Here is a 25362-nt window from a genome sequence, read left to right on the forward strand (position 1 = left end):
ATGATCAGATATTTGCGTGTGTTTGTTGTTCTTGGATCTCTACTTGGATTCACTCCGGTAGAGGCACAGGAATCCATAAGATTAAATCATAACTGGGAATTTTTAAAACAGGATTTAGGTGGAATTTGGGAAGCGGTACGGCCGGTAGGTAAAGGGAATCCGGAAAGTGTACCGCTCTGGGAAGCTGTAAATCTGCCGCATTGTGTAAATGCCAGAGACGCTGTTGATCCTGATGTCAATTATTATCAGGGACCGTCCTGGTATCGTACTACAATTGATATAGCTAATCCTTATCAAAACGGGCGTACGCTGCTGCATTTTGAAGGTGCGGGTCAGAAAACAGAGGTCTATGTATATACGACAAAAGTCGCTTCTCATGTTGGTGGTTATGATGAGTGGACTGCTGATCTGACAACGGCGGTAAATGCGTTTAAAAAAACAGAAATCTGTAAGAAACAATTCAAAGGAAAAGTACCTGTTTCTATCCGTACTGATAATTCCAGAGATCTGGAAATGATTCCGTCAGATCTTTCTGACTTTAATATTTATGGTGGTATTTACCGTTATCTGAACCTGGTTTATACACCAGCACTTTCAATGGATAAACTCTTTGCCAAAGCTGAAACAGATGCGGCAGGGAAATCGGGAAAACTGAGTGTAAAAGCCAGATTCTATAATCCTTTGGCTATAGGTGAAGCTAAAATAGTGCTGAAACTAACTGATCCTGCAGGTAAGCTGGTCTCCAGTACTGAGAAGAAAATCAATGGGTTATCAACTGATACAGAGCTCTGGGATCTTCAGCTAAAGAAACCTGTGTTATGGTCAGCAGATCAGCCATTATTATATACACTGCAATACGAAATCCAGTCGTCTGCGGGAGTGGCCAGAGGAACAGAGAAAGTTGGTTTCCGGAATTTTGAATTTGTAGAAAAGGGACCTTTTATGCTGAACGGGAAACGTTTGCTGCTGAGAGGAACGCATCGCCATGAGGATCATGCAGGTGTAGCTGCAGCCATGACAGAAAATACGATTCGTCAGGAAATGATCATGATGAAAGAAATGGGGGTTAACTTCATTCGTCTGGCACATTATCAGCAGTCGCGTATTGTTTTAAATCTGTGTGATAGCCTGGGTATCCTGGTATGGGAAGAAATTCCATGGTGCCGTGGTGGTCTGGGAGGGCCGGTGTACAAGGAACAGGCGCGCAGGATGCTGACCAATATGATCGAACAGCATTATAATCATGCTTCGGTTATTCTCTGGGGTATGGGAAATGAGAATGACTGGCCGGGAGATTTTCCTGAATTTGATAAAGAAAAAATCAGGGTATTTATGAAAGAACTGAATGACCTTTCTCATCTGCTGGATAATTCACGTTTAACAGCCATCAGGCGATGTGACTTTTGCAGTGACCTGGTTGATGTATATTCCCCTTCAATCTGGGCAGGCTGGTATCGTGGTAATTATACGGACTACAAAAGTGTCAGTGAAGAAGAGTTTAAAAAAGTAAAGCGTTTTATCCATGTGGAGTGGGGAGGAGACAGCCATGCTATGCGTCATTCTGAAAATCCGGATAAGGCCTTGAGTAAAATCAAAACAGGTCTTGGTGCTGATGAACGGGCGGGCGATGCATCTTTGTTTGGTGGAGCAGCAAGAATCTCTAAAGATGGCGACTGGAGTGAATCTTATCTGGTTAATCTGGTTGACTGGCATTTGAAAGAACAGGAAACCATGCCCTGGTTAAGCGGAACTGCTTACTGGCCATTTAAAGATTTTTCTACTCCGGTAAGACCAGATAATCCTGTTCCTTATATGAACCAGAAAGGGGTGGTAGAAAGAGATCTGACCAAAAAAGAAGCTTATTATGTTTTTCAGTCTTACTGGACGGATAAGCCTATGGTGCATATCTACGGACATACCTGGCCGGTCAGATGGGGAGCGGATGGAGAAGAGAAAATGGTAAAAGTATATGCGAATTGCACTGAAGCAGAGTTATTCCTGAATGGCAAAAGTTTTGGCATTAAAAAAAGAAACAGTCAGGACTTTCCGGCTGCGGGATTGCGCTGGAACCTTCCTTTTGTTAAAGGGGAAAATGTGGTTAGCGTGATTGCCAAAAAAGGAAAGGTTACGGTGAAAGATGAAATTAAGTTTAATTATCAGACCGAAAAATGGGCAAAACCTGCAAAACTGACTTTGACAAAAATTGATCAGCAGGATGATATAGCGACAGTGGAAGTCCGGTTATATGACGATAAAAATATACTGTGTCCGGATGCTATGAACTGGATTAATTTTTCTTTGGCCGGCGAGGGTAAACTATTGGATAATCTGGGCACTTCATCGGGTTCCAGAAAAGTACAGGCTTATAATGGCCGGGCAATTATCAAGGTAAAACTGAATAAAGGGAAAAGTATGGTGGCAGTACAGTCTGAAGGTCTGGCTACTGCTTTTGTTAATCTTTAAAGGATATAAATTTCAAATCTGTTGATTTAATTATGGAGCTATGTATGTAATATTTTCTGTTTTCCCGGCAGCTGTGATCTGTGCTGCCTCTTTAATATTTAATCCGGGACATCCAGGTAGTCCGGAACATACTGTGAATCCCGGTGAGGAGGTAAAATCACGTTTTGCTGACCGGGATACCTTAATCGCTGCTGTAACTCATCGTTCAGCTGGAAAACAAGAGATCGCTAAAGCGGCTGCAATGCTGCTGCGCAAACAGACCCTGGCAGAAGCTGCCTGGGCAATGACGCAAAAACCGGTGACTGTAACAGCTGCTTCTTCACCCAGAAGCGCAGGAGGAAAACATGATTTTTTCTCTGAAGCTGATTATTTCTGGCCAGACCCTGCCAATCCTGATGGTCCGTATATCAACCGGGATGGATTAACTAATCCGGACAATTTTGTGGAGCATCGCAAAGCCATGATCCGGCTGAGTAAAGTGATCGGTGCTTTAGCTTCGGCCTATAAATTAACAGGTGACGAGAAATATGTTAAACAGGCTATTGTCCATTTAAAAGCCTGGTTTGTAAACCCGGAGACTTTAATGAACCCAAATCTCAGTTTTGCACAGGCTGTGAAGGGAAAATTTACCGGGCGGAATTATGGCATTATTGACACAATACATTTAATGGAAGTAGCACAGGGCATTATTGTTATGGAGAAAGCAGGGGTTTTTGACCCTGAGTCTGCCAAAGCGATAAAGGGATGGTTTGCGGAATATACAAACTGGTTGAACACCAGTAAACCGGGTATTCAGGAAAAAATGGTTAAAAATAATCATGCAACCTGCTGGGCAATTCAGGTGGCTTCGTTTGCTAAACTATGCAATGATCAGCCGATGCTTGATTCTATGAGAGTAAGATATAAAACAGTACTACTGCCTGGTCAAATGGGGGCAGATGGAAGTTTTCCTCTGGAAATGGCTCGTACCAAACCTTACGGATACTCGATATTTAACCTGGATGCAATGGCTATACTCTGTCAGATCCTGTCTGTTCCTGAAGATAATTTATGGGATTTTAAAACGGCAGATGGTAAATCTATCAGACTCGGAATTGCTTATTTATATCCTTTTATTGCGGATAAAACCAAATGGAGTTTAAAAGCTGATGTGATGTACTGGGACAACTGGCCTGTGGCTCAGCCTTTTCTTTTATTTGGTGCAAATGCTTATCAGCAAAAGGACTGGTACAGGACCTGGGAAAAACTGGATCATTACCCGCAGGTAGCAGAAGTGATCCGGAATCTGCCTATCCGTCATCCACTGATCTGGATGTAAACATACACGTAAAGAAACCTTATTAATCAACCAAAAACATAAACAGATGAAACCGAAAATAAACTTAACCTTAGCCCTGGCTACCTTACTGTGTTTGAACACGACAGTAAATGCGCAGCAGGTAAATGTGGCCAGAGCATTGGTCCCGGCAGAAAAACAAGTGAACTTACTGCTTGAAAAATCTGAAGCAGCAATAGCTAAAGATACAAAGCTGATTGCTCCGCGAACGCTGGAAAATGGCCAGTTAAAATTGGTGGCCGGCCGCGACTGGACAAGTGGCTTTTTCTCGGGGATGCTTTGGTATCTGTATGAACTGACCAAAGATCCGAAATGGCTGGCGCCGGCCAGAGAGTTTACTCAAAAACTTGCACCGCAACAGTACAATACAGGAACTCATGATCTGGGTTTTATGGTATACTGCAGTTTTGGTAATGGTTACCGTTTAACAAAAGATACGAGTTATAAAGCCGTGATTATACAGGCTGCAAAAAGTCTTTCCAAAAGATATAATCCGGTAGCAGGAGTCATTCGTTCATGGGATCATAATGCTGATAAATGGCAGTTTCCTGTTATTATTGATAACATGATGAACCTGGAATTATTATTTGAAGCGACTAAATTAACAGGCGATTCTTCATTTTATAAAATAGCCGTCAGCCATGCGAATACTACACTCAAAAATCACTTCCGTAAAGATTACAGCTCTTTTCATGTGGTTGATTATAATCCGCAAACTGGTGATGTAAAATGGAAAGGTACTGCTCAGGGACTGGCTGATACTTCGGCCTGGGCACGCGGACAAGCCTGGGCCTTATACGGCTATACGATGTGTTATCGTGAAACCAAAGACAAAACTTATTTAAAACAGGCGGAGGGTATTGCCAGATTTATTCTGACTAACCCGGCACTGCCTGCTGATAAGGTGCCTTACTGGGATTATAACGATCCTCAGATTCCTGCCTCGCCAAGGGATGCTTCGGCTGCTGCCATTGTAGCTTCGGGGTTATATGAGTTGAGCGGCTACAGTAAAGAAGGCAAAAATTACAGAAAAACTGCTGATCAGATACTGAATAACCTGACAGCAAAATATACCAGTGAAAACAGAGGTAATGAAGGTTTTATACTGGCACATAGCACGGGACATAAGCCAGCAAAGTCTGAAATAGATGTGCCTATTATCTATGCTGATTATTATTATTTAGAGGCATTAGCCAGAAGTAAAAGCGGGGTTAAATTTTAACTGTAACAAAAATAATGCGATTTAATAGGCAGTGACGGGCTGTTTTGATATATATCTTATTATATATAATCAATACCTTTATTTAAGTTTAAATTATATAATAATATGAAAACACTTAAGGTCAATTTTCTGATTATGCTGGTCTCGGCAACTATACTTAGTTCTTGTGCTGCTACAATTTCATATGTTGGTGATACAATGACTCCTACTACCAATGTGGATGTTTTTTATGCCGCTAAGGATGTTAAGAAGGAATACAAGGTGATTGGACATCTCTTTACTCAAACCACTGTTAATGAAAATAAAGCAAAACAAAGGATTATTGACAAGGCGAAAAAAATTGGTGCTGATGGCGTTATTATCATTGGAGTAGATTTCACAGGCGGGTCAGATTCAACTCCATTTTTAAAATCAGAAGCAATTAAATATAAAAACCAGGCTGCTGGTCTTTAAAAAGATCTATAAACAAAAGAGGCTGATCATTTTTCATGTATGATCAGCCTCTTTTGCATTTTGTTATATGCCTGAATAGGCTTTTCTGAATTAAACAGTCTGATCATCAATTGATGCACCTGGCGCATTTTTCTTAACGGATTCTATTCCGTTCTCTCTGCCAGCTACACTCTCATACATTTCACTGGTGCCGATAATTTGTCCGTTTGTAGACTTCAGATTAAAATAGGCTTTTCCATTTGTAGAGGTTTTTCTTTCATACCTTGCATCATCAGGCGCATTTTTCTGTACCGATGCGATACCATTTTCACATCCTGCTTTTGCCGAATAGCCTTCACTTGCCAGAATAACCTGTCCGTTATCGGCTTTCAGATTGAACTGAAATTCGTCGTTCTTTCTTTTTGTAATCACAAATTTTCCCATATGTATAATTATTGGTGGTTAAAAAATCAGATTTATAGGTCTGTAAAAGCTAATTCACAATTGAACTCAAGACTAAAATACTGGTTTTTTATTTAAAAAGGACGAATAAAAAGCAAAAACAGGCAAAACTTATTATCATACAGTAGTTATAAACCTGTAGTTTATAAACCCTGAAGACACTGATCTTTGGTGTTTGAAACCGGAATGATGGCGCTTAAGACCTAAGATTTCTGGTCTGTCTGTATTGCTCTGGCGAGATGCCCATCATCTTCTTAAACAGACGGGAAAAATAATAAGGATCATCATAACCCAAACTAAATGCAATTTCTTTAATGGTGATGCTTTTTGTATAAAGTAACTGGCAGGTTTTCTGGATTTTAAGCTGGATAAAATATTCCATTGGTGAGGTTCCGGTAGAGCGATGAAACATACTTGAAAAATGCGAGACCGAAAGTTTATAACGAACAGAAAAATCTTCTACTTTAAACTTGCATCCGATCTTTTCTTTCATAAAAACGATGGTTTCTCTAATCATATTATCTTTATCTTCTGCAATTGAAAAATGTTTCTCTACGTATTGAAAAGTAGCCAGAAAGTGGTACAAACACATATTGGCATTATTCAGATTGCCTTTACTATAGCCCATTTCCAGGCAAGCATACATTTCTTCCCAAATCTGAAGTCCTTTCTCATTATAAGGAATATCCCTGGGCCCATCATTTACAGAAATATTCAAAACCCGGTTAAAGTTATCTATATCATTACCACTAAAATGAATCCAGAAAATTGTCCAGGGCAATTCCTGATCTGCTCCGTACTGAATATATTGATCTGTGGCCGGTATTTGGAAAAATTGCCCCGGTGTAACCTCATACTTTTTTTTTATCTATTATATACCAGCCTTTTCCGTGTAAACAGTAAATAAAGATATTGTCTTCACATCCGTTTTTTCTTTCTCTAAAATGGAAACTGGCTTTTGGGAAATATCCAATATGTGTAATAAAGATTTGATTTAAGACTGTATTGGAGGTTCTGATTTTTTTGCAGATTATATTGGGCAAACTAATCAGTTTTTGACCTTCAAATCCATCTCTTATCCTGGTTTTAATCATATCCTTATTTTTATGGTGATGAGCTGCTAATAAGATACTAAATTAATGATGCAGTTGAATAATCCATTAAGATAAGTGCATAATTCATTGTATGCGGTTGTATAACCTGATATTTTTGGTTCGAACCAAATTTATAAAGTATGAACATGAGATCTTTTTCCTACCTGATTATTTTTCTATTCTTTTCTTGTCAGCTAAAAGCACAAACCAATCTTATTGATCCCGCAATTAAAACACCGAAAGCAGTCCTGGATAATTTTATGGATCAGCGATTTGGAATGTTCATTCACTGGGGACCTGTAACCTTACGGGGTACAGAAATCGGTTGGAGTCGTGGTATAAATGTTCCGGCTGATGATTATGACAATTTATACAAAGAATTCAACCCTGTTTTGTTTAATGCGGATGAGTGGGTAAAAACTGCTAAAGATGCAGGAATGAAATACCTGACTATTACAGCAAAACATCATGATGGTTTTTTGTTATGGCCAAGCGCGGTCTCTGATTATAACATTATGAATTCTCCTTACAAAGTGGATGTAGTCGGTTTACTGGCAGCAGCCTGTAAGAAATATGACATCAGGTTTTGTATTTATTTTACTGTTCTTGACTGGCATGATCCAAATTATCCTTTTCATAAACCTGGTCAGAAAAATATTGATGCTAAGGCAGATATGAAAAAATTTGTCCTTACGATGAAAAGTGAAATTCAGGAACTTGTAAATAACTATCATCCCTATATGCTTTGGTTTGATGGGAACTGGGAAAGTCCCTGGAAAAATGAATATGGCATAGATATCTATACCTATATTAAAAAGCTCGATCCTAAGGTGATTATTAACAACAGGATAGGTGCAAATAGTGAGCACACAAAACTGGGACCTGAGATTTTAGGCGATTATGCCACACCTGAACAAAAGATAGGGGCACTCAATATGAACGACCCCTGGGAAACCTGTATGACAATTTGTAATCAGTGGGCCTGGAAACCTAATGATTCGTTGAAATCATTGAAGGAGTGTATTCAAACCCTTGCTAAAACTGCGGGAGGAAATGGAAATTTATTGTTTAATGTTGGTCCAATGCCAGATGGAAGAATTGAAAAACGCCAGGCAACAAGACTTAAGGAAATGGGCAATTGGCTTAAACTTTATGGCGAAAGTATTTATAAAACCAAAGGTGGTCCATTTAAACCGAATGAAATATATGCTGCTACCCGCAAAGGAAACAAACTGTATATTCATGTTTTTGATAAAAAATCCAATGAGCTTATCTTACCGGCTCTACATGCGGTACTGGTAAGAAAAGCATTTTTATTGAACGGCGGAGCTATAAATTATCAGCAGGCTGCCGGCGTAATAACACTTCAGTTACCAGCGCAGCTTCCTGACCAAAATGACTCTGTTATTGTGTTAGAACTTAATACAAACGCTGAAAGTATTCCAGTTATTTCTTAAAACCAGCTTTAATCAAAATGATCAAAAAAATTCATGTAAATGATGCCAGATTTCCATTACCCAACGGAGCTGGAAGTGATGCCATTCATCGCGACCCTATTTATTCTTATGCGGTAACTAATCTTATTGATGACAGCGGATTAACAGGGACTGGATTTGCATTTACACTGGGCGAGGGTAACGACCTGGTATGTAAAGCGGCACAATTCTATGCTTCGCAACTTAAGGGAAGGGACATTGAAGAGTTAATGTCGGATTTTGGGGCCGTATTTAATCAGTTATCTAATGAACAACAATTTCGCTGGCTGGGACCGCACAAGGGAATAGTCCATCTTGCTCTTGCTTCGGTTACCAATGCCTGTTATGATCTCTGGGCAAAAAAAAGAGGAGTACCACTTTGGAAATTGCTAATTGATTTATCACCTGAAGAAATTGTGAACACACTGGATTTATCTTATCTGGAAGATGAGCTTACAGCAGAACAGGCCATACAGTTATTCAAAGATAATGCTGCTGATAAAGAAATTCGTACAAAGGTCACAGTAAAAGGCTATCCCGGATACGACACTTCCATTGGCTGGTTTAATTATAGCGATGAAAAGGTTCGCGAAAATTGCAAAAAGGCAGTTGCAGAAGGATTTACAGCCATGAAGCTAAAAGTCGGAAGCTCAGATCCTCAAAGAGATATTCGCCGTTCACATATTGTACGCGAAGTGGCCGGAGACAATATAAAAGTCATGCTTGATGCAAATCAGCAATGGACATTACCCCAGGCTTTAAAAATATGCAGAGAATTGCAAGGAATGAATCCTTATTGGATTGAAGAGCCCACCCATCCTGATGATGTGCTTGCGCATAAAATACTGGCCGATGCCATTGCTCCGACTAAACTTGCGCTGGGTGAGCATGTGCCAAACCGGATTGTTTTTAAAAATTATCTGCAAACCCAATCTGCTGGTTTTATCCAGGCTGATGCTGTTCGGGTCGGTGGGGTAAGTGAATTTATTACCATAAGCCTGCTTTCCCGGAAATATGGAATACCTGTGGTGCCTCATGTGGGTGATATGGGACAGCTGCATCAGCATTTAGTGTTATTCAATCATATCTCTATGGGACACGAAGCTTTGTTTCTGGAACATATTCCTCATTTGCAAAAACACTTCGTACATCCGGTAATCGTAGAGGGAGGCTTTTATAAAACACCACTGGAGCCAGGCAGCAGCAGTGATTTGAAATCATTAAGTTAATCTGTAAAAACACAGGAAATGTTAAAAACAATAGACTTAAGTATTAGTGCATTCTATATTTTGGGCATTCTGGTTATTGGTTTATGGGCCGGAATCCGTCATCGCAGAAGAAGTAAATCAAATGCTGCCGGAACTTATTTTCTTGCCGGCAAAAGTTTAAAATGGCCTGCTATTGGTCTTGCACTATTTGCCACGAATATCTCTACTGTTCATTTGGTAAGTTTAGCACAAAGCGGATTTAGCAGCGGCCTGTTAAACGGTAATTTTGAATGGATGGCTGCTTTTACACTTATTCTGTTATCATTATTTTTTGTTCCTTTCTATATTAAATCTGGTGTAGCTACTTTGCCTGATTTTCTGGAAAAGCGCTATGATAAGGCAAGCCGCGATTGGCTGGCGGTAATTTCGGTTGTCTCAGCAATCATTATTCACATTGCATTCTCCATGCTTGCCGGGGGTATTGTACTGAAAACTTTGTTCGGCCTTAACATGTATGTAAGTGTAATTGTAATTTGCCTGATCACGGCTGTTTATACGATTATTGGTGGTTTAAAGGCTGTGGTAGTAACCGAATCTATCCAGACGGTGGTTTTACTTAGCGGGGCAATAATAATCAGCTATGCTGCCTTTAACAAAATGGGCGGATGGGAACCGATGATTACAGTACTGAGGGATAAAGGAGAGATGGATAAGCTTTCGATGCTGCGCCCACATGGCGATAGTAGTGGAATGCCCTGGTATGCCGTGTTTTTAGGTTATCCTATTCTGGGGATCTGGTATTGGTGTGCAGATCAGACTATTGTTCAGCGGGTGCTTGGTGCTAAAGATGAGAATCACGCCCGGATAGGTCCATTGTTTTGTGGTTTTATCAAGATTCTGCCGGTTTTTCTTTTTGTATTGCCGGGTTTATTTGCATACACTTTAGCACAATCAGGGCATTTGGATATAAGCAGCCTTGGGTTGGATGAAAAAGGGCAGGTACAGTCAAAGGGTATTTATACATTAATGATTACACAGCTCCTTCCATCAGGTTTAGTCGGTGTTTTGGTAGCTGCACTTTTATCAGGTTTAATGAGCCAGGTTTCCGGGGCGTTAAATTCTATTTCAACTATGGTGAGTTATGATATGTACCAGCGTTATCGCCCTGAAGCTTCGGATAAACAATTAATTTGGGCAGGGAAGGTTTCAGCGGGTATTGCGCTTATATTCTCACTGGCATTGCTACCACTGCTTGACCGGTATGAAAGTATATTTAGTGGTATTAATGATATTATTGCACATATTGCTCCGCCAATAACCTGTGTTTTTTTGCTGGGTGTATTCTGGAAAGGCGCATCTGCCCAATCTGCTAAGTTAACGCTATGGATAGGTTCTATCCTGGGTGTTATTGCATTTGCTATAAATAAGTTATACCCCGAAACATTTATTGGCCATACTCCATTTATGATGATGGCATTTTACCTGTTTTGTATCTGTGTCGTAATCCAGATCTTTTTTTCTTACAGGTACCCGGTTCAGCATACTGAAGAAAGTGCTAAACTTTATTGGAAATCACCTTGGGAGCCTTTACAGGGAGTGGCCTGGAAAGGTATAGGGAATTATAAACTATTATCAGGCTTACTTCTGTTAACCGTGGCTGTACTATATTATATTTTTAGATAAAATGAAAAGAATTATTATTGCTTTTTTTCTTGCTTATTGTTCTTTTACGGGATGCAAGGAGCCCATTAAGCCGGCAGAGCCAAAAAGATTTGGCTCGGTAACAGGATTAAAACCCGAAAAAATAGCATACTACAAAAAACTACATGCCTATGTCTGGCCAGCTGTTCTGAAAAAAATAAAAGAATGTAACATTCGTAATTATTCCATTTACTTCAAAAAAATAGACAGCGCTTATTACCTCTTCAGCTACTTTGAATATACAGGTAATAATTTTGAGGAAGACATGAAAAAAATGTCCCGTGATCCGGATACCCAACGCTGGTGGAAAGAGACGGATCCCTGCCAGCAGCCTATAACCGGTTCTGACAAAATATGGAGCCCGATGGAAGAGGTGTTTCACACAAACTAACAAATTGAATTTTAAAGATTTCTAACAGGATAAATTATATGGAGCTATTAGCAGGTAAAATCATTTTTCTTACCGGAGGATCAACAGGGATTGGCTTTGAATGTGCAAAGGCCTATGCAAATGCAGGAGCGACTGTTATAATTGCTGCCAATTCTGAGGATTCCGTTAAGCAGGCTATGACATTTTTAGGTCCTGATCATCTTGGTGTATTATGTGATGTGTCAAAGGCTGCAGATGTGAAGAATGCTATCGGCTTAACGATTGGAAAATATGGCAGAATTGATGCTATACATAACAATGCAGGAATTGCCATTCCTTCTAAACCCCTGCATGAAACTACAGATGAGGAATGGCAGAATCTGATGGATGTTAACCTGAGAGCTGTTCTATATACCACGCGTTTTGGTTTTGAAGCGCTAAAAAACACAAGGGGCAGTATTTTGAATACCAGTAGCCTGGTTGGTTCAATCGGGCAGGAAAGGCATGCTGCCTATACCGCTACAAAAGGAGCCTTAAATGCCCTTACCAAATCAATGGCACTAGATTATGCGCCTTATAAAATAAGGGTCAATGCTGTTCTGCCTGCCGGTGCCTGGACGCCCATGCTACGCGAGTGGGTTAAAGAACAACCAGAGCCTGAATTTACTACAGCTTATCTTAATGATATACATCCGCTGGGTGATTGTCCTGATGGTGATGTAATTGCTGATGCTTGTGTATTTCTTCTTTCAGATATGGCCAGGTTTATTACCGGAAGTACTTTACCGGTTAGTGGAGGTGCTGAATTAGGTTATAGGCGGACTTAAATAGGAAAGGCCGGACTTCCGGAGTTTAAAGTCCGTTGAGGGCCAAAACTCCGGAAGTCTCTTCCTTAAATGAAGGAGTGTTAATCAGTTCTTTTTCTTTCTTCATCATTTCCAAAACTGCGTTGTCTGACATTGATTTTATCATTTCCAAAACTGTAGGTCAGCGAGAATCTGAAAAATCTGCTGCTGTTATTCTGACCATATACCTGGGTTATTCCATTGACAACAGAGGTATAGTTTTTCAGGTAGGCAGTGTTAAAGACATCGTTAACCAATGCAGCAAGCTGCAGCTTATTTTGAAGTATGCTTTGTTTGATACCTATATTTAATCCTGACAGCTGCCCTGTTTCATAGAGCCCTCTTTTAACAGAAGAGCTGAAAAAATAATCGGCCTGTAATTTTGTTTCTTTACTTAAAGAAAAGGTGTTATTTGTGGTTAAATATAACTGGGCACTATTTTTTGGGGTTGCATTCACCAGTTTGTTAAACACACTTTTTGAACCCAGCAGGTAAGCCAGATTCTGGCTTTGCCACCAGGAAACAAGGTTAAGTGTATAACTTTGTCCTATACCGTAATAGTATTCCTTAAAGTAGTTTTGTCTGGTTATAGTCTGCACGTTTGTCTGCGGATCTGAATTGAATACTATACCAAAACCATCTGTAGTAATATTAAAGAATAAATTGGTTCTCCAGTTTTCTTTATATACATAGGTAAAGTCAAAGTTATCACTATAAGAAGGCTGGAGGAAAGGGTTCCCTTCTGAATAACTCTTACTGTTCAGAAAAGAACGGAATGGATTCAGGTCTCTGAAAACCGGTCTGTTAACCCTGCGTCCATAATTAAACAGAAAGCTGTTATTTTCATTTTCTTTATAAGAGAGATAAATGGTAGGGAATAATTTCAGATAGTTATTCTGTGTTTTTTGGTTTGCAGTAGCAGAATATCCGCTGGTCTGTATATTTTCCAGTCTAAGACCTAATTGCAGACTTAGTTTAGCTGTTATATTTTTATTTCCGTTTACATATACAGCCTGGTTGTTTTCCTGGTATTCAAAGTGATTGGAACGGGTCTTGTCTAAAACCGGATCGCCGGTAATCGTATTATAATAAGCTATATCAGCTTTGCTATTGATAAAACTTAGTTTGGTTCCATAAGACAGGTTCATGAATTTTAAAGGATGTTCCATATCTAGTTTGATACTGTAGTTATTAATGTCCTGCATAGATTGGTTTTTTGCTGCCTGGTTCGTGTTTAAATACTTCATATCAGGCAAAAATGTTCTGGTGATAAAGTTGTTATCAATTTTGGAGTTATAATTGAAATAGTCGAGATCAGCAGAAAGCTTTTTTCCTGTGGTATCGAGTCTGGTTATGATATGCGCATTGTAAGTCTGGCTGGAGTTGGTCAGTTTATTATATCCATCATTAATGAGCAGAGAGTCCAGCTGATTACTGGTGTTTCCGATTTTTATAGTGGTCAGATCTTTGGTGTCCGGATTGTTTTGATTGCCACTGTACTGCACACCAATAGTTGTACTGCCGGAAAGATCATAATCAAATGCCAGACCGCCGGACAGGTTATTCTGTTTTTGTTTTCCTGTACGGTTCAGGGCCCACAATCCTTGTGGATAATAAGTATTTAAGCTTTCTGTCTCTTTCAGCTTACCCAGTTTCCCGCCAATGTTCATGGAGAGTTTGATTTTGTCTTTGTTATACAAAAAGTTATCTCTCAGGGTGAAAAAACTATAAGTACTCTGATCATAAGTCATTGTTGCTGTGTTTTTCCAGGAATCCCTGATCCCTTTTTTCAGGACGATATTAATGAGTCCGCCATCTCCGCCAGCTTCGTACTTTGCAGGTGGGTTCGTGATAACTTCTATACTTGCAATATCAGTGGCTGCTATAGCATTCAGGTAATTGATCAGATCATCACCGGTTAGTTCAATCAGGCGTCCGTCTATCATCACACGTGATGAGCCCTTACCCAGGATGCTGATGTTTTTGCTCTGGATCATTACACCAGGAGCAGTGCTCAGGGCACCTACCGCATTACCACCTGATGCAGCAATACTACTGGCTACATTATAAATCAGGCGGTCTGTTTTATACTCGATCAGTTTTTTCTTCGCCACAATTTTAATCTCCTGCAGGTCGCCGTCTTTTGGTTGCATAGTAATCATACCCAGGTCGGTATCTTTTACGATAACCAGGTCTTTTTCCTGTGCTGTAAAGCCGAGATAACTGATCTTTATTTTATAGGAACCACTTTTGATTTTTAAGTCAAAAGAGCCGTCTTCTTTAGTCAGTGTACCAGCTACTACTTTGCCTTCGGGGCTTGAGAGGATGATATTTGCCCAGATTACCGGTTCGTTGTTACCTTTTACATTTCCCTTTAACTGTACCTGAGAACTTGCCCATAATGGTAATATCAGCAGGGCGTATAAGATGATTGTTTTCATATGATTTGCTTTATGACTACAAATCTGCCTCAGAAAACCGGCTTGCACGACCGACAAAAAAAGTCGGACTATTTTTCTGGAAAGAAAATAGTCCGACTTTTTTTTGAAGACGTACGACTTTTGTTATCTTGTTTGTAATGAGCTGTTTCTGTACTGTGTTGGGGTCTGTTTCGTATACTTTTTAAAGGCGAAGTTGAATGTGGATTTTGAATTAAAACCTACTGCATACAGCACCTCCTGGATATTTAATTCGTTTTTCCGGGGATCTCTTAAAATTGCCATGGCTTTTTGAATGCGATACTCATTGATAAAATCGAAAAAATGCTGATTAAGCTGATGGTTAATCAGTATGGATAAATCACGTACCTGAATTTTCATCTGACCGGCAAGATCCTGAATCGTTAAGGAGGGCTCAAGATAAGGTTCTTCCTGCTCCATAAATTTTCTCAGCGCCGTAATTTTATCCTGATCAGGTAAGTTTGAAGCTGGCTGATCTGCTGTGGGCATATCTGCAGGGGAATCAGGTATAAAGTCACTGACTAATTTTAATTTGGAATCTATCCCTCTGAAAAGATCAGGATGATGCAGCGCTTTTAAAACAAACCAGCATAAAACTGACAGTGCAGTAAGTCCGACTAAAGGATATACCCAGCCTGCTATATGCGTATAATCTGTATATTTTAACAGGTTTTTAAGGGCAGCAATGAAATACTGCGCAGCTAACAGACAGGTGAATTGAAATAACCACTGATAAGTAACAGATGCTGGATTTGTATAGTTTTCCAGGTATATCTTTTTATATTTTCTCAGCACAAGAAAAATCGCAGTGATATAGAAGGTCAGCTGAAACAGGATAAAGATCTGGAGGAAAATGGCCTCAGGCATTTGATTGTAATTGTCCAGGAAAAGGAACCGCGCCGTTGAATCTGCCAGATAAAAACGTGGTGTTATAATCAGGTTAGCCAGCAGAAAAGGGCTTATATGCAGCAGATGTTTTGGCTTTAAGCTGAAATCGGCATAACAGACTGATAAGACATATAAATAGAAAAAGGGAATGATTAACAGTGAGGTTTGTCCTCTGAACATTTCTAAAACCGGCTCATGCTGCAGAAAGTAGTAGCTAAAGAAACCGCTGATATCAATCCCATTAAAAATGATAAAACAAGCCAGCAGTCTGTTATTTAGTTTATGTTCGGTTTTTACAGTGAGTAAAAACAGGGCGAACAGAAAAGAAATAAAAACAGAGAGGAAGCTTATAATACCCGTTAAAATATACTGATCCATTAAGAGAATGATATCTGCTAAATTAGGATAATTTTTAGATTGCTCAGCTTATATTCAGCTCCATCTCATATTGTTTAATCGTTAGCTCATATCCGACAGTCAATAAAAATGCATGGATTCTATGCAGGTTTTTATCAATATTGATCACGGAGAATTCTTTCTTTTCTCCTGAAGAGATGTATTCAAATAGTTGTTTTGCTGCTCCTTGTCTTCTGTAGGCAGGAGCTACGGCAAACTGATGAATTCTATGGTTATCAGGATTGTAAATTAAATAGCCGATTAGCTGATCCGCAGAGAAAATTCCAATGGCAATATGCAGCTCTTTCGCATTTTTCATAGCGGTAACTGAGTTTTGCCAGGCTGGTTCTCCATCCCAAAAAGAACTGAATAATTGCCAGTCATCAGATAGCAGCGGCCGTATCTCAAACCTTGATCCGCTGTGCGTTTTAAGCTGACCTTTATAACAATTGTAATCCCTGGTAATTTTAAAACCGGCTCTTTCGTAGGTGTTGATAGCTACCTGATTACCGGTTATTACTTCAAGTTTGAGTTTGGTTACATTTTGTTCTTTTAGTTTAGGGATAATATACTCCATGAGTTTTGAAGTGATTTTATTTCCTCTTTCATCTGGAATTACGCCCGTGCCTGCATTGTAAGCGACTTTATTTCCATGAATATGATCTATGCCATGTAAGATGAATCCGATTAAGCGATCGTCCTCAAATGCTCCGGCAGAAAACCGGAGATCAATGCTTTCGGTTTTGATCTTTCTTTCTAATTGTTCTTTTGTGATTTTGAAGGGGACCAGATAATCTGAAAATGATAAGTTAAAAGTTTCTGCCAATGATCCGGTATCTACGTTTTCTAAGGTTGTTATCTTCATTTCTTTAAAAGCTAAATCGGCCTAATATGCAATTTTTTGTGCTGAATTGCTTAGACCGATTGGCTTTTGCAGAAAAATCCGGAATAAATAAACCTCTTTGAAGGCTTATTTATCTAAAGAATGGAGGTAATCCACCAAACATTCCCAAACTGATCTTTAATACCGCAGGTTCTGCCATAATTCTGATCAGATAGTCCCATTAATGATTCTGCCCCTGCATCCAAAGCTTTTTTATAAGTTTCGTCTGCACTTTCAACGTATACAAACAGATTTGCTGTTTGTGGCTGCCAATCTTCGGAGGCGTCACAAAACATAATAGTGCTTGTTCCGATCATAATTTCAGCATGCATTAAACCAGAACCATCGGCTCTTGGCTTCTGCATACTTTCAATGGGTTGTGCATTAAAGACTGTTTTTGTGAAATCAATAAATGCTGAAGCATTTTTCAGCATTAAATAAGGCATAACGGTCTGATGTTCTTGTGGTATATTCATTTTCTTATTTATTTAACTATGCTAATTTAGCAAGGCAGGCATTAATGAAATAGGAAAAATCCGACATCTTCAGACCGTTCTCCAGGCAGTACCTTCAGCCTGATTAAAGAAGTATTCTTTTGGTTTATGACCTGAGAACTGTTTAAAGTCCTGAATGAAATGAGACTGATCGTAATATCCGCAGGTATAGGCAATTTCTGCCAGTGACTTGTTATTATGGTTATATAATGCCAGTGCATGCTGAAAACGGACTATTCTGGAAAATAATTTAGGGCTGAATCCGGCCTGCTGTTTGAAATTTCTTTCAAACTGCCGGGTCGATAGAAAATTATGAGCAGCAAGCTGTTCTATATTGATAATTTCACTCGTTTGAATCATATATCTGATAGTCTGAAAAATCCCCGGAGGTTGCTGTTTGGCTACTGCTAATCTTTTTTCAAGAAATCCTGAGATAATTTCTACTCTCTGGCTATGATCTGCAGCAAGCATCATCTTTTCTTCTAACTCATGAGCCTGGTTTCCAAGTAATGTTTTCAGGTCGATCATCTGATTTTTTAACTCCGAACCTGGAATTGAAAAAAGCTGAGAGATTGCAAAAGGGTAGAGGTAAGCACCAAATATTCCAAAGTTGCTCCGGATTACAAAACGTCTGATCAGTAGTGATTGACCTGCCAGCCCGGAGGCGAAAGCTTTCTCCTCTGGTTTTTCAGGGATCAGTTCATCAAAAATGCCCTGATAATGAAAAAGTAGTTCGGCACAGCCATCTGCCATCGAGCGATGGATATAGGGGCTTTCTAGTGTGGCGTCGCCTTCTAAAACCCAGAAAAATCTTACATATGCTGCTAATTTTTCCGGAGGGTTTATGGTAAAATATTTCATTGCCTGGTTATTAAAGGAGAAGTTACAGATAATCGCGTAATTACCCAATTAATTTTAGCTGATCATTTTCCCCGGGTTAATCAGGATAAAATTGTTTAGGATAAACTCTCCCAGAATGTTTTTTAGCAAATTCATAAATCATATATTGTAGCGATAAACAAAATTACTTATGTCATCAAGAAGGTTTTTTATTAAAAGTAGTTTAACGGGATTGGCACTGGCAGGTATACCCGGAGCTGTTTCTGCACTCGTTCCGGTTGAACATGCAGCATTGAATAATCAGACCGGCAAGCTGAAATTACGTTTTGCGATTGCCTCTGACGGACATTATGGGCAGCCAGGCACTCCTTATAAAAAAGACCATGAAAATATAGTGCAGTGGCTTAATGAAACACATCAGATAAATCCGCTTAACTTTGTGATTATCAATGGTGACCTGGTTCATGACCGGCCGGAATTACTGCAGGAGGTGAAAAAGGAATATTATGATCGGCTAAAGGTTCCTTTTTATGCTATTCCGGGAAATCATGATCATGCAGATACGGCCATCTGGAAGTCTGTATTTGGTTATGAAGATAACTTCTCTTTTGAGCATAATGGTATTGGTTTTATATTGGCCAATACCTCCAATACCAAAGGGACTTATATTGCGCCGGACAGCGTTTTCATGAAAAGAGAGCTGGATAAGTTTAAGGATCTTACAACGGTTTTTGTGATCCTGCATATTCCGCCATATCACTGGGTGCCGGAAAGTCCTTTTGCAGACAGCCCGGAAACCATTAATTTGTTGCATAGTTATCCCAATGTTAAAGCTGTATTTCATGGCCATGACCATAGTCTTGATGCCGTGTTTTATACCAATAAATTACCACATTTCTTTGACGCTCATTTTGGTGGAAACTGGGGTACAACTTATCGGGGATACCGGATTGTAGAAGTCGATGAAACCAATAAAATCACTACTTATCAGGTTAATGCAAGTAAAAATCCAATGCTTAATGAAACTTCGTTTTAATATTACAGGCCTGTTGTTAACTTTTTTGACCTTTGGAAGCTCAGCTCAAAACTTAACCCGTTTTGTTGTTCCCGCTGGCTATGTGAAGGTTCTCGAGGCCAGAGGTGATCTGGACAAAGACGGAGTTGATGAGCTGGTATATGCTTATAATACGGATAAGAAAGAGGATGATGCCGGATTTTTCAGAACATTATACATCTGCAAAACCGTCAATGGAGAAACCCGGCTCTGGAAAAAGAATACCTCTGTACTCTGGAAAAGCAAAGACTGTGGCTTTTGTATAGATAAAGGTGTTGATCTGTCAATGAGTATAAAAAATAATACACTGTTGGTCAAACAGACTTTTAATCATAATTCCAGACACTATAGTACTTATCAGAACATTTTCCGCTTTCAAAATAAGGATTGGTTTTTAATTGGTTCCACTTATAATGATTACGATACCTGTGATTTTGATTTTAAATATGATATTAATTTTTCTACCGGAATGGTCAATATTGCAGAAAATTATGGAGACTGTGATGAGGGAAAGAAGATTCCTGAAAACAGATTCTGGAGTTTTAAGTATCCATTTAAGAGCATCCCGAAAATGGATGGCTTCACAGCAGGAAAAACAGAACTCAAAGTACCAGATGCTAAAAAGTTTTTTTACTATTAGCGTGAAGTACTTTGAGCTATTGGGTTAAAAGAATCACTTTACCGGTTATTAAAAGCTTGTTAATCCATATAAGCTGATCATTCTGTACGGTTAATAATAAATGCATTTTCTACTTTATCCATTCCAATTTTAGGGTAATACTCCATTGCTGTGGGTACTGAAAGTAACAGCAGCATGGTCTTTGGTCCAATTTTTTCTTTGGTCAGTTTTACAAGCTCTTTTCCGATTCCTGCCTGCTGATATTTTTTACTAACTGCAAGATCTGAAAGATAGCAGCAGAAGGAGAAATCTGTCAGAGATCTTGCTATACCAATTAGCTGATCAGCATCCCAGGCGCTGATGATCAGGTTAGCGTGAGCATACATTTGAGCGATCCTGTCTCTGTCTCCGGTAGGTCTTTTCAGTCCGGAACTGTTTAACAATTCAATAACCTGATCAACTGACGGATTCAGGTCTGATTTATAAGTGATATGCATAGAATTTTCTTTCAAAGGTGGATTTTTGAAGGGATAGTCTTAAGTGCCAGTTTAGAAAAGTATGCTAGTCCAGATCATCATAATTGTGATTAAATGCCTATGCTTTTTACTGGTACTGATCAGGGTTGTTTTTAATAAAAATATAGGTAAATTGTTAAGCAGATAAGAAATACATGATATTTCGAATAAAGAATAATTAACTATGGAAACCGGAACTACAGACCTTTGTGATAAATTTAGTGATCGTATTAATGTCGCATTACCAATCGGACTTAAAGATTTTGGCGCAGTCAAAGCTTTTCATGGACAGATTGTAACGGTAAAGTGTTTTGAAGCTAACCCACTTGTCAGACAAACACTGGAAAAAGATGGAACAGGCAAGGTTCTGGTTGTTGATGGTGGTGGCTCAAAAAGATGTGCATTAATGGGAGATAATATAGCTGAACTGGCTATTCAGAATAATTGGAGTGGTATCATTATTTTTGGCTGTATCCGGGATAGTGTGGCTGTTTCCAGGTTATCCATAGGAATTAAAGCTTTAGATGTAGTCCCGCTTAAAAGTGGAAAAAAAATTGAAGGAGATGTTAATGTCATTGTGAATTTTGCCAATATTGACTTTATACCAAATCAATTTGTTTACGGCGATGAAGATGGGATCATTGTTTCTCAGTATAGCCTGATTATTTGAAATTAGCAAATAACGGATTGAAATCTCCAAAAAAATAGCGGACTTAGGTGATATTTGGAGTTGAACAGGCACATACTATAAAAGCATAGTAGTTATGGAAACAAAAGTTAGTAAAGAGGAAATACACCCGGCTCAGGAGGCTTTGCTGATGTCTCTGTACCAGGATGCCTTTCCTTTGGTAGCAAACCATATCAGCAAAATGGGTGGTTCATTTGATGAGGCTAAGGATGTTTTTCAGGATGCCCTGATCATTTATTATGAAAAAGTAAGACATACAGGAATAACCTTAAGGTATAGTGAAAAGGCCTACCTTTTTGGTATTGCAAAATACCTTTGGAATAAACGATACAACTTAACCAGTAGGGAGATCTCTCTTGATCAGTTATGTAACAGGTCTGATGAGGATCTGGGATTAGTTGATTCTGTGTATGAAGAAGTCTCCTCATCCAGATTGCTGCACTTATTGCAGACTGCAGGTCAGAAATGTATGGAGCTGCTGAGTGCTTTTTATTATGAAAAACTAAACATGGAAACCCTGGCTGACCGGTTCGGATTTTCAGGCCCGAGATCAGCAACTGTTCAGAAGTTTAAGTGTCTTGAAAAAATAAAAGAAACAGTAAAAGAAAAATCACTGAAGTATGAAGACATCATGGAATGAACTGCACCTGATTGAAGATTTTCTTTTATCTGATACCACAGCAGAAGATAAGATATTATTTGAAGCAAGGGCTGTGTTGCAGCCAGATCTGAAAGAAAGTGTTTTTTGGCAGCAAAGAACATATGATCTGATTGAAAGATATGGAAGGCAGCAATTAAGAAAAGAAATAGAGCAGGTACATGAAAAGCTGTTTACGGCTCCCGGGCATTTTTCTTTTAGGAAAAAGATCATGAATCTTTTCAATAAATAACCAATCATTTTAAGCTAACAAGCATAATTCTCCTTCTTTATCAGAGGGCAGGGGAACCTATGTCTTAAATTTAACTAATCATAAAGGATATGAAAAACAATGAATTTCGTAATTATGCAATAAAACACCATCGGATTAGCAGCTCATCTGTAGATCATTATACATCCCGCATATCAGCTGCTGCAGGCCCGGTGGCAATGGCTCCCTACATCATTGAAGAAAGACAATTGAATGTCGCACAGATGGATGTATTCTCCCGTTTAATGATGGACAGAATTATTTTTCTCGGCGAACCGGTCGATGACAGGAGTGCTAATATTATACAGGCACAACTTCTTTTTTTACAGTCTGTAGATGCCCATAAAGACATCCAGCTGTATGTCAATTCTCCGGGAGGTGCGGTTTATTCCGGATTTGGTATTTATGACACTATGCAATATATCTCACCAGATGTTGCTACAATCTGTACTGGAGTTGCTTTATCTATGAGTTCAGTGTTGCTTTGCGCGGGGGCCGCTGGTAAACGTTCAGCACTGAAACATTCCAGAGTGATGATCCATCAGGCATCTGGAGGGACGCAGGGGACAGCAGCCGATATGGATATCAGCATTAGAGAAATATTGAAAATTCAGGATGAATTATATCATGTAATAGCTGAGCATAGCGGACAGAGTTATGATAGAATAAATGAAGCAGCAGGCCGTGATTATTGGATGACTGCAGTGGAAGCCAAAGAGTTTGGAATGATTGACGAGGTTTTGGGCTGAGATTTATTATAGCTGTAAAACCGGAGCTGGTCAGTATCATTTTCAGATTAAATAACCATCGAAATATCTTATAATCAATACATAATAATAAATTATAATGAATAGCTTTATGATTATACGTTGATTATAAAGCTGAATAATGAAAAATTTTGACTGGACCGGTTTTAAAAAAAAGATAGCTGTTAAAGCGCCACCAGCTACAATTTATGCTGCATGGACTAAAGCTGAGGAGCTGGAAAAATGGTTCCTGGCCGAGGTGAAGTTTCTTGATCAGAATAACAATTTGATCAGTAAACAGGCACCAGCAGCAACAGGATATAGCTACGAATGGAAATGGTATATCTATGAAGATATAATGCCTGGCAAGATCACCGATGCGAATGGAAAGGACTTTTTTCAGTTCACGTTTGAAGGTGAATGTGTAGTAGATGTAAAGCTCACTATGAAGGGAGATTATACTGTAGTTGAACTGACTCAGCAAAATATTCCGACAGATGATAATTCTAAACAGTTCATCCGGTTAGGCTGCGCTTCAGGGTGGTCTTTTTATCTGGTTAATTTAAAATCTGTTTATGAAGGAGGTCTGGATTTAAGAAATAAGGACGAACAGTTACAGTTAATGATCAATAATTAAGGGTCATCGCAGATTAGTAAATGTTAATGGCAGGGTTTAGTGAAAATGGAATTTATGGAAATGAGTAAGTACAGTAAACCCAGAAAAATTATTCTCCTGACAGGGATTGTAATTTGTTTGCTCAGCGTGTTTATTATTTTTCCGGTAGAATACTCGAAATCTTATTTTATAGAAGACTATATTTTAACCTATACAGGTCTAACAATGGCTACCCTGTCAATCTTGTATGGATTAACGGGGCGCAGTTTTATCAAATACCTGTTATTTGATTTTTCTGAACCTTATAAAGTAGATCTGGAAGAATTTATGAATCAAAACTATATGTTCAATGTTTCGGTAGAGACTTTTGGCAGACTCACAGGACGTAGCCTTTCGGGGTTTAAACGGGATTTTGCCAAAACATTTGGTACTACCCCAAAACAGTGGTTACGTGAAAAGCGTCTTGATGAAGCCTATTATATGATCAAACACAAGAAACAAAAACCTGCAGATTTTTATCTGGATCTGGGCTTTGAAAATCTGTCACATTTCTATTTTGCTTTTAAACAGAGATTTGGGATGACCACTTCAGAGGTATAAGCTCAAATGGATATACGGCAAATAATTATAGCCAGTTCAACGTAATTATATAAATTTCTCTATTAATTGTGTAAGAAATGTTAAATGAAATTTCAATACTTTTACTCCGGAAATGAAAAGAATACTGTCCATATTGCTGTTAATGATATATACTACTGCCAGTTTTGGTTTTAGTGTAAAACAGTTTTATTGCTGCGGACAGTTGAAATCTGTTTCACTTACTCTTAAACAAGCTGTAAATGAGCAATGCAGCAAAGGCAATGAAAAGGATGGATGTTGTAAAAATCAATTCCATAATTTAAAGGTAAAGGATAGTCATACTGTATCCGATGAGGTTAGTAGTCCGGCAAAGTATTTTACCGATCTCCACTTAATAACCTTTAATACTTTCTATCAGGGCCCGGTCCTTACGGATGTCCAGCGTATTGTGATAAACAATCCGACTAATGCTCCGCCATTAAATCATGGCGTTCCTATTTATATCTTTAACTGCATCTATAGAATCTGATCATGCTTCCTCAAAGCATAACAGGCACTATTTCTTAGTGTCCTGATTGTTATTATCTGCTTATTTTTTTCATAATAGGCTTCATGGTTTACTCTTAATTTCTGTTTACACATTAAATTCAAAAGGTGAAAAATTAAAATTTTCAATCATTTGGGTTACCATATGCTTATATCAAATATTGGCGTAAGCCATTATTATAAGTAAGGCGAAGGCAAGCCCCTGATATGGAATTATAAGTCTTAATTCTTAATACAATAATTAATCATTTCAAATTAAAACGATGAAAAAAGCAATGTCAATTGTCTTTGCATTAGTCCTGTCGGGATTTACTGCATTCTCAGTATCTGGTCAGACAAAACCAGGTTCTGATACCACTAAGATGAAAAAAATGAAGATGCCTGTTCAATACACCTGTACAATGCATCCCGAAGTAATCAGTAACAAGCCAGGCAAATGTCCAAAATGTGGTATGACACTGGTGAAAAAAACGAAAGCTAAAAGCAAACCTGCAATGGGAAAAATGAAGATGTAAATTTTACT

General features: G+C 38.8%; 27 protein-coding genes. 19 read left to right on the forward strand and 8 right to left on the reverse strand.

The genetic code is table 11. From position 1 onward, the window contains the following. The 4 genes from PL_RS00830 (at position 1) to PL_RS00845 (ending at position 5474) form a co-directional block, all read left to right on the forward strand. The gene (locus PL_RS00830) at positions 1 to 2463 is read left to right on the forward strand and encodes a glycoside hydrolase family 2 TIM barrel-domain containing protein (protein ID WP_041877558.1); all 2463 of its coding nucleotides are present in this window, start codon (positions 1 to 3) and stop codon (positions 2461 to 2463) included. A 40-nt stretch (positions 2464 to 2503) separates the two neighbouring features. Next, a complete protein-coding gene (locus PL_RS00835) occupies positions 2504 to 3781 on the forward strand; it encodes an alginate lyase family protein (RefSeq protein ID WP_235324400.1) in 1278 nt (425 codons plus the stop codon). 46 nt (positions 3782 to 3827) lie between these two features. Further along, entirely contained in the window at positions 3828 to 5021 is a 1194-nt protein-coding gene (locus PL_RS00840; protein WP_041877513.1) for a glycoside hydrolase family 88 protein, read from the forward strand. A gap of 105 nt (positions 5022 to 5126) precedes the next feature. After that, on the forward strand, positions 5127 to 5474 hold the full coding sequence (locus PL_RS00845) for a hypothetical protein (protein WP_041877512.1): 348 nt from the start codon (positions 5127 to 5129) through the stop codon (positions 5472 to 5474). A gap of 90 nt (positions 5475 to 5564) precedes the next feature. On the opposite strand, the gene PL_RS00850 is transcribed toward PL_RS00845, so the two are convergent. Both PL_RS00850 and PL_RS00855 read right to left on the reverse strand, forming a co-directional pair. Further along, positions 5565 to 5897, reverse strand: a complete 333-nt coding sequence (locus PL_RS00850; protein ID WP_041877511.1) for a YegP family protein — start codon at positions 5895 to 5897, stop codon at positions 5565 to 5567. 214 nt (positions 5898 to 6111) lie between these two features. Beyond that, positions 6112 to 6633, reverse strand: coding sequence for a helix-turn-helix domain-containing protein (locus PL_RS00855; RefSeq protein ID WP_348620766.1), 522 nt, complete (start codon positions 6631 to 6633; stop codon positions 6112 to 6114). A 522-nt stretch (positions 6634 to 7155) separates the two neighbouring features. Between PL_RS00855 and PL_RS00860 the strand changes: the two genes are divergently transcribed. The 5 genes from PL_RS00860 to PL_RS00880 are packed head-to-tail and all read left to right on the forward strand — an operon-like array spanning position 7156 to position 12590. After that, on the forward strand, positions 7156 to 8466 hold the full coding sequence (locus PL_RS00860; protein ID WP_348620769.1) for an alpha-L-fucosidase: 1311 nt from the start codon (positions 7156 to 7158) through the stop codon (positions 8464 to 8466). 17 nt (positions 8467 to 8483) lie between these two features. Further along, positions 8484 to 9713, forward strand: coding sequence for an enolase C-terminal domain-like protein (locus tag PL_RS00865; protein WP_041877510.1), 1230 nt, complete (start codon positions 8484 to 8486; stop codon positions 9711 to 9713). A gap of 18 nt (positions 9714 to 9731) precedes the next feature. Beyond that, the gene (locus PL_RS00870; RefSeq protein ID WP_348620771.1) at positions 9732 to 11375 is read left to right on the forward strand and encodes a sodium:solute symporter; all 1644 of its coding nucleotides are present in this window, start codon (positions 9732 to 9734) and stop codon (positions 11373 to 11375) included. A gap of 1 nt (position 11376) precedes the next feature. Continuing rightward, a complete protein-coding gene (locus PL_RS00875) occupies positions 11377 to 11784 on the forward strand; it encodes an L-rhamnose mutarotase (RefSeq protein ID WP_082035772.1) in 408 nt (135 codons plus the stop codon). Positions 11785 to 11822: 38 nt separating this feature from the next. Further along, positions 11823 to 12590, forward strand: coding sequence for an SDR family NAD(P)-dependent oxidoreductase (locus PL_RS00880; RefSeq protein WP_041877509.1), 768 nt, complete (start codon positions 11823 to 11825; stop codon positions 12588 to 12590). A gap of 80 nt (positions 12591 to 12670) precedes the next feature. Here PL_RS00880 and PL_RS00885 read toward each other — a convergent pair whose 3' ends face one another. The 5 genes from PL_RS00885 to PL_RS00905 all read right to left on the reverse strand — a co-directional run bounded on the left by PL_RS00885 (position 12671) and on the right by PL_RS00905 (position 18589). After that, a complete protein-coding gene (locus tag PL_RS00885; RefSeq protein ID WP_041877508.1) occupies positions 12671 to 15049 on the reverse strand; it encodes a TonB-dependent receptor domain-containing protein in 2379 nt (792 codons plus the stop codon). Positions 15050 to 15172: 123 nt separating this feature from the next. Continuing rightward, positions 15173 to 16333, reverse strand: a complete 1161-nt coding sequence (locus PL_RS00890; protein ID WP_041877506.1) for a helix-turn-helix domain-containing protein — start codon at positions 16331 to 16333, stop codon at positions 15173 to 15175. Between the two features lie 43 nt (positions 16334 to 16376). Next, positions 16377 to 17216 carry a GNAT family N-acetyltransferase gene (locus PL_RS00895; protein ID WP_041877505.1) on the reverse strand — a complete coding sequence of 280 codons (840 nt, stop codon included), beginning with the start codon at positions 17214 to 17216 and terminating at the stop codon, positions 16377 to 16379. Positions 17217 to 17329: 113 nt separating this feature from the next. After that, the gene (locus PL_RS00900; RefSeq protein ID WP_041877504.1) at positions 17330 to 17710 is read right to left on the reverse strand and encodes a VOC family protein; all 381 of its coding nucleotides are present in this window, start codon (positions 17708 to 17710) and stop codon (positions 17330 to 17332) included. Between the two features lie 69 nt (positions 17711 to 17779). Further along, the gene (locus PL_RS00905; protein ID WP_041877503.1) at positions 17780 to 18589 is read right to left on the reverse strand and encodes a response regulator transcription factor; all 810 of its coding nucleotides are present in this window, start codon (positions 18587 to 18589) and stop codon (positions 17780 to 17782) included. A gap of 169 nt (positions 18590 to 18758) precedes the next feature. Here PL_RS00905 and PL_RS00910 point away from each other — a divergent pair, with 169 nt between their 5' ends. Together PL_RS00910 and PL_RS00915 are read left to right on the forward strand one after the other, a co-directional pair. Further along, on the forward strand, positions 18759 to 19604 hold the full coding sequence (locus PL_RS00910) for a metallophosphoesterase family protein (protein WP_041877501.1): 846 nt from the start codon (positions 18759 to 18761) through the stop codon (positions 19602 to 19604). Then, on the forward strand, positions 19588 to 20262 hold the full coding sequence (locus PL_RS00915) for a hypothetical protein (protein WP_041877500.1): 675 nt from the start codon (positions 19588 to 19590) through the stop codon (positions 20260 to 20262). The genes PL_RS00910 and PL_RS00915 overlap by 17 nt, the downstream gene beginning before the upstream one ends. A gap of 77 nt (positions 20263 to 20339) precedes the next feature. Here the strand turns inward: PL_RS00915 and PL_RS00920 are convergent, their stop codons facing one another. Then, a complete protein-coding gene (locus PL_RS00920; RefSeq protein WP_235324397.1) occupies positions 20340 to 20753 on the reverse strand; it encodes a GNAT family N-acetyltransferase in 414 nt (137 codons plus the stop codon). A gap of 187 nt (positions 20754 to 20940) precedes the next feature. Between PL_RS00920 and rraA the strand changes: the two genes are divergently transcribed. The 8 genes from rraA (at position 20941) to PL_RS00960 (ending at position 25354) form a co-directional block, all read left to right on the forward strand. After that, positions 20941 to 21426: a ribonuclease E activity regulator RraA gene (rraA, locus tag PL_RS00925; protein ID WP_348620777.1), complete on the forward strand. Its 486-nt coding sequence runs from the start codon at positions 20941 to 20943 to the stop codon at positions 21424 to 21426. A 94-nt stretch (positions 21427 to 21520) separates the two neighbouring features. Beyond that, the gene (locus PL_RS00930) at positions 21521 to 22084 is read left to right on the forward strand and encodes an RNA polymerase sigma factor (protein ID WP_041877497.1); all 564 of its coding nucleotides are present in this window, start codon (positions 21521 to 21523) and stop codon (positions 22082 to 22084) included. Next, complete coding sequence (locus PL_RS00935) at positions 22065 to 22334, forward strand: hypothetical protein (RefSeq protein ID WP_041877494.1); 270 nt, start codon at positions 22065 to 22067, stop codon at positions 22332 to 22334. Before PL_RS00930 ends, PL_RS00935 begins: the two co-directional genes overlap by 20 nt. A gap of 89 nt (positions 22335 to 22423) precedes the next feature. Continuing rightward, positions 22424 to 23101: an ATP-dependent Clp protease proteolytic subunit gene (locus PL_RS00940; RefSeq protein ID WP_041877492.1), complete on the forward strand. Its 678-nt coding sequence runs from the start codon at positions 22424 to 22426 to the stop codon at positions 23099 to 23101. Positions 23102 to 23240: 139 nt separating this feature from the next. After that, complete coding sequence (locus PL_RS00945; RefSeq protein ID WP_041877490.1) at positions 23241 to 23735, forward strand: SRPBCC family protein; 495 nt, start codon at positions 23241 to 23243, stop codon at positions 23733 to 23735. A gap of 54 nt (positions 23736 to 23789) precedes the next feature. After that, a complete protein-coding gene (locus PL_RS00950; RefSeq protein WP_235324394.1) occupies positions 23790 to 24314 on the forward strand; it encodes a helix-turn-helix domain-containing protein in 525 nt (174 codons plus the stop codon). A 112-nt stretch (positions 24315 to 24426) separates the two neighbouring features. After that, complete coding sequence (locus PL_RS00955) at positions 24427 to 24822, forward strand: HYC_CC_PP family protein (protein ID WP_041877487.1); 396 nt, start codon at positions 24427 to 24429, stop codon at positions 24820 to 24822. 280 nt (positions 24823 to 25102) lie between these two features. Then, entirely contained in the window at positions 25103 to 25354 is a 252-nt protein-coding gene (locus tag PL_RS00960; RefSeq protein ID WP_041877485.1) for a heavy metal-binding domain-containing protein, read from the forward strand. The last annotated feature ends 8 nt before the right edge of the window (positions 25355 to 25362 follow it).

Origin of the sequence: Pedobacter lusitanus (assembly GCF_040026395.1) — a bacterium.
Lineage (GTDB): Bacteria > Bacteroidota > Bacteroidia > Sphingobacteriales > Sphingobacteriaceae > Pedobacter > Pedobacter lusitanus.

Excerpts from the sequence above, each read along its gene's own strand:
- PL_RS00830 (WP_041877558.1), top strand. The coding sequence starts at position 1 with ATGATCAGATATTTGCGTGTGTTTGTTGTTCTTGGATCTCTACTTGGA.
- PL_RS00835 (WP_235324400.1), top strand. The coding sequence starts at position 2,504 with ATGTATGTAATATTTTCTGTTTTCCCGGCAGCTGTGATCTGTGCTGCC.
- PL_RS00840 (WP_041877513.1), top strand. The coding sequence starts at position 3,828 with ATGAAACCGAAAATAAACTTAACCTTAGCCCTGGCTACCTTACTGTGT.
- PL_RS00845 (WP_041877512.1), top strand. The coding sequence starts at position 5,127 with ATGAAAACACTTAAGGTCAATTTTCTGATTATGCTGGTCTCGGCAACT.
- PL_RS00850 (WP_041877511.1), bottom strand. The coding sequence starts at position 5,897 with ATGGGAAAATTTGTGATTACAAAAAGAAAGAACGACGAATTTCAGTTC.
- PL_RS00860 (WP_348620769.1), top strand. The coding sequence starts at position 7,156 with ATGAGATCTTTTTCCTACCTGATTATTTTTCTATTCTTTTCTTGTCAG.
- PL_RS00865 (WP_041877510.1), top strand. The coding sequence starts at position 8,484 with ATGATCAAAAAAATTCATGTAAATGATGCCAGATTTCCATTACCCAAC.
- PL_RS00870 (WP_348620771.1), top strand. The coding sequence starts at position 9,732 with ATGTTAAAAACAATAGACTTAAGTATTAGTGCATTCTATATTTTGGGC.
- PL_RS00875 (WP_082035772.1), top strand. The coding sequence starts at position 11,377 with ATGAAAAGAATTATTATTGCTTTTTTTCTTGCTTATTGTTCTTTTACG.
- PL_RS00880 (WP_041877509.1), top strand. The coding sequence starts at position 11,823 with ATGGAGCTATTAGCAGGTAAAATCATTTTTCTTACCGGAGGATCAACA.
- PL_RS00885 (WP_041877508.1), bottom strand. The coding sequence starts at position 15,049 with ATGAAAACAATCATCTTATACGCCCTGCTGATATTACCATTATGGGCA.
- PL_RS00890 (WP_041877506.1), bottom strand. The coding sequence starts at position 16,333 with ATGGATCAGTATATTTTAACGGGTATTATAAGCTTCCTCTCTGTTTTT.
- PL_RS00895 (WP_041877505.1), bottom strand. The coding sequence starts at position 17,216 with ATGAAGATAACAACCTTAGAAAACGTAGATACCGGATCATTGGCAGAA.
- PL_RS00900 (WP_041877504.1), bottom strand. The coding sequence starts at position 17,710 with ATGAATATACCACAAGAACATCAGACCGTTATGCCTTATTTAATGCTG.
- PL_RS00905 (WP_041877503.1), bottom strand. The coding sequence starts at position 18,589 with ATGAAATATTTTACCATAAACCCTCCGGAAAAATTAGCAGCATATGTA.
- PL_RS00910 (WP_041877501.1), top strand. The coding sequence starts at position 18,759 with ATGTCATCAAGAAGGTTTTTTATTAAAAGTAGTTTAACGGGATTGGCA.
- PL_RS00915 (WP_041877500.1), top strand. The coding sequence starts at position 19,588 with ATGAAACTTCGTTTTAATATTACAGGCCTGTTGTTAACTTTTTTGACC.
- rraA (WP_348620777.1), top strand. The coding sequence starts at position 20,941 with ATGGAAACCGGAACTACAGACCTTTGTGATAAATTTAGTGATCGTATT.
- PL_RS00930 (WP_041877497.1), top strand. The coding sequence starts at position 21,521 with ATGGAAACAAAAGTTAGTAAAGAGGAAATACACCCGGCTCAGGAGGCT.
- PL_RS00935 (WP_041877494.1), top strand. The coding sequence starts at position 22,065 with ATGAAGACATCATGGAATGAACTGCACCTGATTGAAGATTTTCTTTTA.
- PL_RS00940 (WP_041877492.1), top strand. The coding sequence starts at position 22,424 with ATGAAAAACAATGAATTTCGTAATTATGCAATAAAACACCATCGGATT.
- PL_RS00945 (WP_041877490.1), top strand. The coding sequence starts at position 23,241 with ATGAAAAATTTTGACTGGACCGGTTTTAAAAAAAAGATAGCTGTTAAA.
- PL_RS00950 (WP_235324394.1), top strand. The coding sequence starts at position 23,790 with ATGGAAATGAGTAAGTACAGTAAACCCAGAAAAATTATTCTCCTGACA.
- PL_RS00955 (WP_041877487.1), top strand. The coding sequence starts at position 24,427 with ATGAAAAGAATACTGTCCATATTGCTGTTAATGATATATACTACTGCC.
- PL_RS00960 (WP_041877485.1), top strand. The coding sequence starts at position 25,103 with ATGAAAAAAGCAATGTCAATTGTCTTTGCATTAGTCCTGTCGGGATTT.